The sequence below is a fragment of the Sodalis sp. RH22 genome, from assembly GCF_047324165.1.
Taxonomy (GTDB): domain Bacteria; phylum Pseudomonadota; class Gammaproteobacteria; order Enterobacterales; family Enterobacteriaceae; genus Acerihabitans.
This window is the reverse complement of the sequence record NZ_CP178731.1, coordinates 4,703,320-4,715,519: the sequence shown is the minus strand read 5'-3', so window position 1 is coordinate 4,715,519 and position 12,200 is coordinate 4,703,320. Positions and strand designations below refer to the sequence as shown.

The 12,200-nt window shown below is 55.9% G+C and carries 11 protein-coding genes; 2 read left to right on the top strand and 9 right to left on the bottom strand.

Annotated elements, in window-relative coordinates; translation table 11 throughout:
• Positions 1-338: 338 nt before the first annotated feature.
• Complete coding sequence (locus ACL2XN_RS21440) at positions 339-1,175, bottom strand: SDR family NAD(P)-dependent oxidoreductase (RefSeq protein WP_410013482.1); 837 nt, start codon at positions 1,173-1,175, stop codon at positions 339-341.
• Between the two features lie 184 nt (positions 1,176-1,359).
• Between ACL2XN_RS21440 and ACL2XN_RS21435 the strand changes: the two genes are divergently transcribed.
• The gene (locus ACL2XN_RS21435) at positions 1,360-1,974 is read left to right on the top strand and encodes a TetR/AcrR family transcriptional regulator (RefSeq protein ID WP_413729409.1); all 615 of its coding nucleotides are present in this window, start codon (positions 1,360-1,362) and stop codon (positions 1,972-1,974) included.
• Positions 1,975-2,023: 49 nt separating this feature from the next.
• Here ACL2XN_RS21435 and ACL2XN_RS21430 read toward each other — a convergent pair whose 3' ends face one another.
• Entirely contained in the window at positions 2,024-2,521 is a 498-nt protein-coding gene (locus ACL2XN_RS21430; RefSeq protein WP_410013480.1) for a DUF1003 domain-containing protein, read from the bottom strand.
• A 1,023-nt stretch (positions 2,522-3,544) separates the two neighbouring features.
• Here ACL2XN_RS21430 and ACL2XN_RS21425 point away from each other — a divergent pair.
• Positions 3,545-4,420 carry a LysR family transcriptional regulator gene (locus tag ACL2XN_RS21425; RefSeq protein WP_413729408.1) on the top strand — a complete coding sequence of 292 codons (876 nt, stop codon included), beginning with the start codon at positions 3,545-3,547 and terminating at the stop codon, positions 4,418-4,420.
• Between the two features lie 73 nt (positions 4,421-4,493).
• On the opposite strand, the gene ACL2XN_RS21420 is transcribed toward ACL2XN_RS21425, so the two are convergent.
• The 7 genes from ACL2XN_RS21420 to dgcN all read right to left on the bottom strand — a co-directional run bounded on the left by ACL2XN_RS21420 (position 4,494) and on the right by dgcN (position 12,189).
• Entirely contained in the window at positions 4,494-5,210 is a 717-nt protein-coding gene (locus tag ACL2XN_RS21420) for an ABC transporter ATP-binding protein (protein ID WP_410013478.1), read from the bottom strand.
• Positions 5,207-6,082, bottom strand: coding sequence for an ABC transporter ATP-binding protein (locus ACL2XN_RS21415; RefSeq protein WP_410013477.1), 876 nt, complete (start codon positions 6,080-6,082; stop codon positions 5,207-5,209). Before ACL2XN_RS21415 ends, ACL2XN_RS21420 begins: the two co-directional genes overlap by 4 nt.
• Complete coding sequence (gene livM / locus ACL2XN_RS21410) at positions 6,079-7,449, bottom strand: high-affinity branched-chain amino acid ABC transporter permease LivM (RefSeq protein WP_413721478.1); 1,371 nt, start codon at positions 7,447-7,449, stop codon at positions 6,079-6,081. Before livM ends, ACL2XN_RS21415 begins: the two co-directional genes overlap by 4 nt.
• Positions 7,450-7,460: 11 nt before the next feature.
• Positions 7,461-8,375, bottom strand: coding sequence for an ABC transporter permease subunit (locus ACL2XN_RS21405; protein WP_410013475.1), 915 nt, complete (start codon positions 8,373-8,375; stop codon positions 7,461-7,463).
• A gap of 188 nt (positions 8,376-8,563) precedes the next feature.
• Positions 8,564-9,685: a branched-chain amino acid ABC transporter substrate-binding protein gene (locus ACL2XN_RS21400; RefSeq protein ID WP_410016730.1), complete on the bottom strand. Its 1,122-nt coding sequence runs from the start codon at positions 9,683-9,685 to the stop codon at positions 8,564-8,566.
• 633 nt (positions 9,686-10,318) lie between these two features.
• Positions 10,319-11,179 carry a D-amino-acid transaminase gene (locus ACL2XN_RS21395; RefSeq protein WP_413729407.1) on the bottom strand — a complete coding sequence of 287 codons (861 nt, stop codon included), beginning with the start codon at positions 11,177-11,179 and terminating at the stop codon, positions 10,319-10,321.
• Positions 11,180-11,196: 17 nt separating this feature from the next.
• Entirely contained in the window at positions 11,197-12,189 is a 993-nt protein-coding gene (dgcN, locus tag ACL2XN_RS21390) for an N-acetyltransferase DgcN (protein ID WP_413729406.1), read from the bottom strand.
• Positions 12,190-12,200: the final 11 nt, after the last annotated feature.

The following is a 12,200-nucleotide window of genomic DNA, read 5'->3' as shown; positions in this document are numbered from 1 at the left end:
CAAGGAAAAGTGAGTTATATCATGCTTCAGGCATACCGCGTTTTTCGCCGCAGAATTATTACACCGGTTAAGCAATTGTAAAATTGAATTCTCACGCCTGTGCAATAAAAAAGCGTGACTCAACCTGGGTTTAAATATTTCAACGGCGACGGAACTTTTATGAAAGAACGGAATATGAAAATATTATTAATGTAATGACGTTACCTGTCCGGCTCTATTCTTACAGAATTCAGAGGTCTCCGTTGATATTCCCCGCATCGGTCTCCGGCATACTATAAGGAGGGGGCGCGGCTTATTATCATCCGCGTAGGCCCGCGCGGCATTCCCCCTCCGGGAGGTTATTGCGCCGCGGTCATCGTCACATGATAGCGCGTGGCCGGGCGTCCCCGGTTAACCTTACTGAACAGTTTAAGGCGCGCCTGAGTGTAATCCGCCAGCAGCCCGGCCTCTTCCAGTGAAGGCAGGGTTATGGCCTCGCCCATATCCAGACCCGCCAGCGCGGCGTCCACGCACTGCCCGGCCTGCATTATTGTGTCGGGGTCCAGCGTGGAGAGGGGCACGCCGGAAATATCCCAAATTTCCGTGGCGGTGGTGGCCGGAGCCACTAACTGAATCCTGACATTGGTATCGGCGAATTCCAGTTGGAGCGCCTGGGTGAAGCCGAGCACAAAGGACTTGGTGCCGCTGTAGACGGCGCTGCCGACGATGGAACTGAATCCCAGCACCGAGCCGATATTGATAAGCGTACCGCGGTTTCGCGCTCTGAATCCCGGCAGGACCGCCAGGCTAAGCCGGGTCAGCGCGGTAACATTTAAATTCAGCAGCGCCGCCACCGCCGGCGCGGGGGTCTGCTCGGCCGCCACCATCAGCGAGGTGCCGGCGTTATTGACCAGCAGGGTGATGGACGCATCGGCGGCCAGGATAGCGGCCACCCGGTCCAGATCGGCCGCCACGGCCAGATCCGCCACCAGGGTACGCGCTTCATGGCCGTAACGGGAGCGCAACTCCTCCGCCAGCGCCGACAGGCGATCGCCGCGGCGCGCCACCAGCAATAGATCATAACCGCGCTCCGCCAGCCGGCGGGCATACACTGCGCCGATACCCGACGACGCGCCGGTGATAACCGCGGTGCCACTGGCATCGCTGACAGGGTGAGTATCTGTTGGTTTCATCATCTTCTCCTAATAAGGTCGGTTGCCCTGCGGCCAGGCCGCAGAAGGGTTTTGCCACCAAACATGACAGCCATCATGTTTGGTGGCAAGTAACATGATGATCGTCATGCTTGATGGCGACAAGCATGACCGCTATCATGTATACTTGTCAAGCCATGGCGGCAAACCGACGACAATAGGATGGAAGATGAGATATCCCGCGGCCGAAACGGCAGAAAAACATCAACGTATTCTCCAGGAAGCGGCACGGCTGTTTTGTGAACGCGGTTTCTCGGGCGTGAGCGTCGCCGAGATTATGAAGGCCACCGGCCTGACGCACGGTCCCTTCTATAATCATTTTGCGTCCAAGGAAGCATTAATGCAGGAGAGCTTCGAGTATCGGGCGCAGACGACGCTTGCCGGTATAGATGAGGCCGCCGCCACGCCGGCAGGGCTGCTGGACTACGTTGATCATTACCTGAGCGTTCAGCATCGCGATAACCCGGCCCTCGGTTGCCTGGTGTCGGCGCTGGCAACCGAAATCGCCCGGGAAGAGACCGTCAGGCCGTCCCTGACCCGGCTGGTGGCCGCCACGGTTGAACGGCTGACCCGTTATTTCCCCTGGCGCAGTAATAAACACGCCCGGGGCGACGCCATTCGTCTGCATGCGTCGATGGTGGGGGGCATTATCCTGGCGCGCGCGGTCAACGACGAGGCGTTTTCCCGGGAAATCCTGCGCGAAGTCAACGCCGGGATACAACGGTTTGCGCGCGCGGGGGCCGCCGGCAATGATAATGTCCAGGGCGGACGGGTGGAAAACTAGCGGCAGGCGGCGGGCGCCGCCTCAATAGCGATGTTGCCGGCCGGTTGGGTCAGCCTTGTTTTTGCTTGATCTCTTCAAGCTGCCGGGTGATCTGCGCCAGCTGTTCTTTTATTGACGTGACGATGTCGCCTTCCAGATAATCAATTTTATCGTGCAGCGCATACATTTCCAGATCGGATTTCACATTCACGTTGGACGCGATTTCCGCGCGGTAGCGGTCCACTTCCCCTTCCCGCTTCTGGCTCATCATAATGGCCGGTGCGGTATAGGCGGCTTGAAATGATAAGAAAAGATTCAGTAAAATAAAGGGATAAGGATCGAATCCGCTTTTACCGACGGCCAGGTTATATCCGGTCCAGCCGATGATAATAATGGTTTGGGTAATGATAAAGGTCCAGGTGCCGATAATGGCCGTGATCCTGTCGGCTAAACGTTGGCCCAGGGTCCGGGGCGCAACGGAATCAGATGACGGCATCAGCAGCGTGGCATGCTCGCTTCTGCTGCTGGCGCGTAACTCTTCAAGTTGCTTTTTGGATCTGGCATCCATGGTGCGTTTCCTTAATAAAGACGTTGAATTAACTGACATTATTATATTAGGAAAAATTATAAGTTATCTTTTGTGTTTTACCACTCGCTCCCGGCAGGAAATGTATATTAAATTGTTTCTGGCAATGCCATCAGAGCAAGAGACCGGCAAGCCGGGAACAGAGGTTAACCTTTACGATCTACCGCCGGCTTATACCATCATCCTGCGGTTTACCTCAACTTTTAGAGTAATCCAATGACCAAAATGGCGATACGGACCGGTTTTGCCTTAATCATCATCCTATTTTAAATCATCGCCCGCCCCGTCGCCCCCGTACCTGGCGGCGCTGGAAATCGTAAGCAATTGAAATTGATCAATTTTAAAAACGGCTGAATGCGTTCACATCATTTTCTTAACGTGTCAGCAGGCATAATCTGATATTGATGGCTAATATATTCGCTGGGGAATATATGCTGATAATTAGCATTGCCTTTTGCATGCCATGGCCATTTTCGATACATAGAGTTAACAAGCGTGAGCTGGTTAACATTATTCGCCAATTGTTCTAAAGGATTTCAATGAAGGACTTGTCAAATACTATACTAAAGTCGTAACGTCTATTCACACCACTGATAACAGCGAAGCAACTCCAGCGATTGATGTTGCGTTGCTGGTTAACTGTTTTTTGAATAAATCAGTTGAACAAATAAAACCATCCATAATGATGGTTTTAAGACATTACTGAACATCTCATTTTTTTTCGAGTTAAGAGCGGCATTTCTTAAAAAATATTCTAAATAAGCCTAGCGCTGTTTATTATAGTTCTCAGTAAATTCAGCAATGATTTTTCGGTTGCTGCTGACACCCTTAATATCAATAATATTAATAATAAAATAGCCTGGCAATGTTATTTGAAAAAAAACAAAATAATTTTAATAATTATTCTATTTTTAAAAATATTTTCTTATAAATCTAGTCAAGATAAGCAAAAGCCACCGGGGGCCTAATATGATCTTAATATCTAAAACATTACGGTATTTCATCGTGACCGCACAACAGCAGTCTATTCGGTTGGCGTCGATGATTCTCTGCATCACGCCATCCCCGCTTTGCCGGACAATTAAAATGTTCGAGTTAAGCCTTGGCCATAAACTGTTTTCCCGCACCAGCAATGGCTTAAAACTCACCAGTTACGGTAGCGAACTGTACGCAACGCTGCTACCGCTCTATCAGGAAGTGTGTGAACTGGAAAGCAAAATTTTGAAAAAAAACACCAATAAAAATCATATCGCCACCCAGTATAAACTGGGAATCGATCATCATGACTATTCCTATTTATCTCCTTTGCTTTCTGACTCGCCCTTCAAAAACGAGATTACCCTAGAATACTATGCTCCAGATAGCACGAGTATGGAAGACGTGCTCAAGGAGGGATTGTGCAAGATTTTTTTCTCGGATAAACCGCTACGCTGCCCGCCAGGGGTCATACATCAGCTTTTAGCGGAGGATGCCCTCATGCTGGCAGTCGGCAGCGATGTGAATATCCGCAATGTGCCCATAAATCAACTCTTGTATGATAAAGTCCTGGTGCAATACGAGGCGCAACTTCCTGGAAAGATCAATGAGGAGATAGATGCTCATTTGCAATTTAATAACTTAATGTTGAAACGGCTTCATGTCCCCACGTTTCAGGGACAGCTGTCGACGATTGAAAAGAGCGATGCCATTGGTTTTTTCCCCGCATCGGTAAAAAATATCATTGAAGAACGGCAGTATAAAATAAAATTACTGCCCTTTAAGTTCAGGAATAAAGAACTATTAATCCAGCGTCATATTTATTATTTTAAAGATGACAGCAATTGGGTTGAACAATATATCGCGCCACGCATAGCACCTGTTCCCAATAAGATAGCCTGCTGATAGTCGCGCGCCGGCGGAATGGCTGTTTAGCGCGGTCATTCCGGCCATGGAACGATATTGCGGTATTGCCGGGCTATATACCGCCTAAATAGGCCTTGCGTACCTCTTGGTTGCCCAGGAGTTCGGCCCCGCTGCCGCTAAGCCGGATCTGGCCGTTGACCATGACATAGCCCCGGTCCGATAACTTCAGCGCGTGGTGAGCATTTTGCTCCACCAGAAAGATGGTCATGCCGGTGCGGGCCAGCTCGCGGAGAATCTGGAAAATGTGCTTGACGATGATCGGCGCCAGTCCAAGACTCGGCTCGTCAAGCAGCAGCAGCTTAGGCCGGCTCATCAGCGCGCGCGCAATGGCCAGCATCTGCTGCTCGCCGCCGGAAAGCGTCATGGCGCGCTGGTTGCGGCGCTCACGCAGGCGCGGAAAAAGGTCGAACATCCGGAGCAAATCTTCGGCCTGATGGCGATTGCCGATGGGAATAGTGCCCATCAGCAGGTTTTCCTCCACCGTCATATCCGGGAATACCCGCCGCCCTTCCGGCGACTGGGCAATGCCGTTGGCGGCGATGAAATGAGTCGACTTGCGACTGATATCCTCTCCGCGCAATAGGATCTGCCCCGCGCTGATGCGCGGCTGGCCGAAGATGGACATCAGCAGCGTGGATTTGCCCGCGCCGTTGGCGCCGATCAGCGCCACCGTTTCCCCTTCATGCACCTGGATGGAAACCTGCCGCAGGGCCTGGATCGGACCGTAAAATACGTCTACATCGCGAAATTCCAGTAGAATGTCGGTCATAAGGCCAATTCCTCCTCGTCGGTGCCGAGGTAGGCGGCAATCACGCTGTCGTTATTCTGGATGGCTTGCGGCGTACCGGTGGCGATGACATCGCCATGATCGAGCACGATAATATGATCCGAGATGTCCATCACCATGCCCATATCATGCTCGATCAGCAACACCGTGATGCCATGGCGGTCGCGCAGCAGGCGGATAATTTTACTTAAGGTACGGGTTTCCACCGGATTAAGTCCCGCCGCAGGCTCGTCCAGGCAAATCACTTCCGGGTTGGTGCACATGGCGCGGGCGATCTCCAGCCGCCGCTGCTGGCCGTAGGACATTTCACCCGCCAGTCGGTTGGCGCAATCAACCAGTTCTACCACTTCCAGCCAGTAAAACGCACGATCCAGGGCGCGGTTTTCGGCGCGTTTATAGGCCGGCGTATTGCATATCCCGGCAATCAGGTTGCGGTTGGCCTGCATATGCTGCGCCACCAGCAGGTTCTCCACCACCGACATCTCGCGGAACAGGCGGATATTCTGGAACGTGCGCGCCAGCCCGGCGCGATTGACCAGATGGGTGCCGCCGAACATTTTATAAAAAACGCGCCGGCCCAGCCGGGCCGGATGGATAAAATCGGCGGCGCGAAATTTTTGCCCGAGGATCTGGATAATATTGGTGGGCCGCCCGCGGGTGTTGAGCATAATATTGCCGCCTGTGGCCTGGTAAAAGCCGGTCAGGCAGTTAAATACCGTGGTTTTACCGGCGCCGTTGGGGCCGATAAGCGCCGTTATGGAACCCCTGCGCACCTCGAGATTGACGTCGTTCAGGGCCTTAATGCCGCCGAAATGCATCATCAGGTGCTCGACGCTCAGGATAGTGTCGCTCATGGCGCCACCCCCTTACGGGCGGCGAAACCGGCGCGGCTGATACGGATAAGGCCGCGCGGCCGCCAGATCATCATCACCACCATCAGGATGCCGAACAGCAGCACCCGGTATTCGGCAAAACTGCGCAGCAGTTCGGGGGCCACGGTTAGCACAAAAGCGGCAATCACCACGCCGATGGTCGAACCCATGCCGCCCAGCACCACAATGGCCAGGATCAGCGCCGATTCAAAAAAGGTAAACGACGTGGGATTGACGAAACCCTGGTAAGTGGCGAAAAACACCCCGGCAATGCCGGCGGTGGATGCGCCGAGCGTAAAGGCCGACAGTTTAACCAGTACGTGGTTCAGTCCCATGGCGCGGCAGGCGATTTCATCCTCGCGCAGCGCCTCCCAGGCGCGGCCGATAGGCATGCGCGTCAGGCGGTGCTTGATATACAACACCAGCAGCACCACCAGGATCAGCACGCCGTAGATGAAAATAAACTTCAGGTTGGGATTATAGGGAATATTGAGGAACTCATGAATGGGTACCCCGCCCTCCCTGGCGCGGCGACCGAATTCCAGGCCGAAAAAGGTCGGCGACGGCACCGAGACGCCATTGGGGCCGCCGGTAAAAGCCAGCCAATTGTTTAAAATCAGCCGGATGATCTCGCCAAAACCCAGGGTCACTATCGCCAGGTAATCGCCATGCATGCGCAACACCGGGAAACCCAATAACGCGCCGGCTACGGCCGCCATGATTGCCGCCAGCGGTAGCATGGACCAAAATCCCAGGCCGAGATATTCATACCCCAGCGCCAGTCCGTAGGCGCCGATAGCATAAAACGCCACGTACCCCAGATCGAGCAGTCCGGCCAGGCCGACCACGATATTCAGCCCCAGTCCCAGCAGCACATAAATCAGGCCGAGAATTGCCACGGTCAGCAGGTATTTGGTCGCGACGAAGGGAAACAGCGCCGCGAGTACCAGGATCAACGGGATAATCCAGCGCAGGCGGCTTTTGTAGTCGGCGGGACGGACGTAGACGCCGCCGCTGTCGCCGTTAAAACGCAGTTGGAAACGTTGTCCCGGCCCGGTTTGCAGAAACAGGCTGAGGGCAAAACGCCCCGCCATCACCGCCAGGATAATCCAGGCCAGGCGCGGAGCGTGGAAATTGAAGCTGTAGCCGTCCAGCACCACGCCCACCACCGGGCCAAAAACAATCAGGGCAATAAAACCGGCCAGGACGGCATCAAGCAGGCATTGCCGGATATCCAGCCCTGCGGGCGGAGGCGATCCCGGGGAACGCGGCGCGGAGGTTGGCTTGTCCGGTGATTGAGCCACTGGAGGAGGCGTCCCGGCGGATTGCGGCGCTGTGGGTTGCGACATTATCTCTCCCTTTATACCTTAGCCACCAGTGGCCGGCCCAGCAGACCCTGCGGGCGAAAAATAAGAATGACCACCAGTAAGGAAAATGAAAATACATCTTTGTAATCGGAATTGACCATGCCCGAAAACTGCGCCTCGGCGACGCCCAGGATCAGGCCGCCCAGCATGGCTCCAGGCAGCGAGCCGATACCGCCCAGCACCGCGGCGGTGAATGCCTTAATGCCGATGATAAAACCGGCATAAAAATCAAAGGTGCCGTAGTTCATGGTAATCAATACCCCCGCCAGCCCCGCCATGGCGGCACCGATAACAAATACCCAGGAAATAACCCGGTCGGTATTGATGCCGAGGATCGAGGCCATCTTGCGATCCTGCTGGGTGGCGCGGCACATGCGCCCCAGCCTGGTGTGGCCGATAATATAGGTTAGCGCCAGCATCCCCAGCAGCGACGCCACCAGGATAAAGATCTTGGTATAAGTGAGCTGGACAAAGCTGTCGCCGATGTGGAACCTGAGCACCCCGTCCAGCATAGTGGGAATACCCTGTTGACGTGGCCCCTGGCTGATTTGCGCATAGTTTTGCAAGATAAGCGACATGCCGATGGCGGAGATCAGGGGCGCCAGCCGGGTAGAGTTGCGCAGGGGCCGGTAGGCAATGCGCTCGATAACCCAGCCGTAGACGCCCGTAACCGCGATGGTAAACACCAGGGTGCCGAGGATGAGCAGTGGAAACGAATGCAGGCCGAAAAACGACAGCAGCGCCAGCGCGATGGCGCACAGATAGGCGGAAATCATATAGACTTCGCCGTGGGCGAAGTTGATCATGCCGATAATACCGTACACCATGGTATAGCCGATGGCGATCAAACCGTAGACGGCGCCCAGTGTCAGGCCGTTAAACATTTGCTGCAGGAAGGAAGAATCCATAGTTACACCGTCTCGTCTTGCTTACAGATCGCCCGGCGGCCAGAAAAGCGACCACCGCACGGCGCGCGGGGTATTTTCCCCCGGTGAAACATGGCGTCGGGGCCGGCCCGTCAGCGGCGACGCCCACGGACAACCCCGGCGCCTGGCCCAGGGTCCGCCTGGCGCATTACCTTTAGCCCATGGTGGCTTTAGGGGATTTCGTGATATTTACCCTGGTCGTCCCATTGATAAACCACGTAATCGGATACCTTCAGATCGCCTTTGCTGTCCCAGGCCTTTTTGCCCATCACCGTATCCACGCTGTTGGCTTTCAGCCACGCGCTGGCCTTAGCGGAATCGCTGCCGCCGACGGCGTTAAACGCCGCGGCAATAGCCTGTACCGACGCATAGGAATAGAGAGTGTACCCTTCAGGCTCAAACTTGCCGGCGCGGAACTTCTCAATCACCGCCTTGCCGTCGGGAATGACGCGGGGATCTTTGCCGAAGGTCATTAAAACACCGTTGGTATACTGCGGGCCGCCGGCGGCGGTGACCAGTTCACTGGTGACCACGCAGTCGCCGGAAAAGAATTTAGCGGTGACGCCCTGCTCACGCATCTGGCGCACCAGGGGACCCGCCTCGGGATGGCAGCCGCCGAAATAGACCACGTCCGGATCCAGCGCGCGGATTTTCGTCACCAGCGCGTTGAAATCTTTTTCACCGCGCGACAAGCCTTCATACATCACCTCCTTCACGCCGCGTTTGTTCAGCTCCGCCTTGGTGGCATCCGCCAGGCCCTGGCCGTAGGTGTCCTTATCGTGGATGATGGCCACTTTTTTCGCCTTCAGCTTATCGATAATGTAGTTGCTGGCAATCAGTCCCTGCTGGTCGTCCCGCCCGCACATACGGAACATGGCGGTCTGGCCACGCTCGGTAATCTGCGGATTGGTGGAGCCGGGAGTGATGGCGATAATACCCGCCTCGTCATAGACTTCCGACGCCGGCATGGTGGATGAGGAGCAGAAGTGGCCAATCACCGCCTTCACGTGTTCCTGATCCACCAGCCGGTTGGCCACCGCCACCGCCTGTTTGGGTTCACAGGCGTCATCTCCTTGCACCAGCTTAATTTTTTCCCCCTTGATGCCGCCCGCGGCGTTAATATCCTCGGCCGCCTGGGAAGCGCCGCGCCAGTATTGATCGCCATAGGTGGCATTGGGTCCGGAAAACGGCCCGGCAACGCCGATAACCACATCGGCATGGGCGGAGAAAGCCGCGCCCAGGCAACCGATAAGCAGGGCGGAAAGCGGGGTTCTTATCAATTTCATTGACATCATCTGGTTCCTTTATACAGTTTCAGCAAAACGCCCGAGGCGTGGACCATAAATCCTGAAGCTTAAACGTACAACCCATGAAGACGACGGGTATTTACCCCAACAAAATAAGCAATTATCCGGCCATAATGGCAAATTTCCGGCACATTAGAGGCACAGACCGTTTCGCTCCGGGGAGCTATCATCAGGGCGGGCGCCGCGCCGCCCCCTTTCAGTGCGCTTGTGCCGCCGGAAAACGGCGCCGGCGCCGCGGTTGCACCATTTCGGTGATACCGTCTATTAAAGACTATCTTTTAACGTTAAAGTCTAATTTTAATAACAAATAGGACATGTATCACATTAATTATCGGCGCGCCGCGGCACATGCCGCCTGGCGATTTAGCGTTAAAAAATAGTTGGTAAACACCAACGTATTTCTGAACCTTGAGATAATAAAAAGCGGCGCCTCAACACTTTCGCTGACTAATATTTACTGATAAGAAAAAATTAACCGCCCGCGCCGGTTTTATTGCCATAAAAATCATCAGCAATAAAGAACGGGCCTGAAAATAAAGGACCGGAATACCAAAATAAGGGCGGATACACCGCCCCCGGCCGGCGAAACCGCGGCATTGCCGGCCCGGGGCGTTATTATCAGGCGGTGGCCCGCAGCGCCATATCCACATATATCGCCCGCAGCGCCCGGGTTACCGGACCGGGAACGCCGTCCCCCACCGTCCTGCCGTCGATGCCGATAACCGGCCAGATAAAGGTGGTGGCGGAGCTGATAAACGCCTCCCGCGCGGCATAAGCCTCCTCAACGCTAAATGCCCGTTCCTCAAACGGGATAGCATGGGTTTCGGCCAGCATCAGTAGCGAACGGCGGGTTATGCCGTGCAAAATATCGTTGCTGAGCGGCCGGGTCACCAGGGTGCCGGCAGACGTGACAATCCACGCGTTACAGGCGCTTCCTTCGGTTATCAGCCCGTTCTCCACCAGGAAGGCATCGTCCGCGCCCTGGGCATGGGCATACTCCTTGGCCAGGCAAGGCGCCAGCAGTCCCACCGTTTTGATGTCGCGGCGGTGCCAGCGGATATCCTCCAGCGTCACCACCCGGATGCCGTTGATAGCCTTGGCATTATTGATAACCGGCCGCGCCTGGGTAAACAGCGTAAGCGTAGGCGGAGTGCCGGCCGGCGGAAAATCAAATTCCCGATCGCCGGTAGTGCCGCGACTCAGTTGCAGATAGACCGCGCCTTCCCGCAGTTGATTGCGGGCGATCAGCTCCCGCTGTATGGCGTCCAGTTCAGCGGGCGTAACGGGCAGGGAGAGTTTAAGCTCCCGGCAGGAGCGCACCAGACGGGCGATATGGCCCTCGTTTTCCAACAGCTTACCGTTTAATACCGCGGTGACTTCATAGACGGCGTCGGAGAACAGGAAGCCCCGGTCGAAGATGGAGATCCTGGCGTCCTGCTCCGGCACATAGTCGCCGTTAAGATAGACAATTCTGCTCATGGATTCTTCCGCCGTGGTTAAAGTTGCTCAATAATGCGCGCGACGCCCTGGCGGAACGGATCCACCACCGGCAAACCGTAGCATGTTTCCAACTCCGCCATATAGGCCAACGCGTCCGCCTCCGGCAGCAGGGCGCTGTTAACGGAGATGCCGACAAATCGCGCCTGCGGGTTGGTCAGCCGCGCCGCCCGCAGGTTCAGCGCCATACAATCGGCCAGGTCGGGCAGCGGATAATCGACGCCGCGCATAGTGGTACGCGTCGGCTCATGACACAAAACCAGCGCATCAGGCTGCGCGCCGTGGATAAGCCCGAGGGTGACCCCGGCAAACGACGGATGGAACAGCGACCCCTGCCCTTCGATGATATCCCAATGATTCGGCTCGTTGTCCGGCGCCAGGGTTTCCACCGCGCCGGCGATAAAGTCCGCCACCACCGCGTCGATACTGATTCCCGCGCCGCTGACCAGGATGCCGGTCTGGCCGGTGGCGCGAAACGTGGCTTTTCTGCCCTGTTCCAGCATGGCCTTCTCAATGGCCAACGCGGTATACATTTTACCGCAGGAACAGTCGGTGCCCACCGGCAGCAACCGTTTACCCGCGCGCTTGCGCCCGTTGCCCACCGGCAAAGCGGCGCGGGTGTGGCGCACATCGAACAGCGAGCGGCCAAGCCTTTGCGCCGTGGCTTGCAGTACCGGAACGTCCGACAGGCGATTATGCAGCCCGGCGGCCAGGTCCATGCCGTTTTCCAGCGCGTCGCGCAGCACCTCGACCCAATGCCCGGCAATCACCCCGCCGCGATTGGCCACGCCTATCACCAGCGTTTTGGCGCCCATGGCCCGGGCGGCGGCAATGTCCAGATCGGGCAGGCCGCAATCCACCTGGCAACCGTCCATGCGCAATTGGCCGACGCAGTATTCCGGATGCCAGTGGCGAATGCCGGTGGCGACTTTCGCCGCCAGCCGATCGTGCGCGTCCGCCAGGAACAGCAGATAAGGTTTTTGAATTTCCATCAGCAACGCCT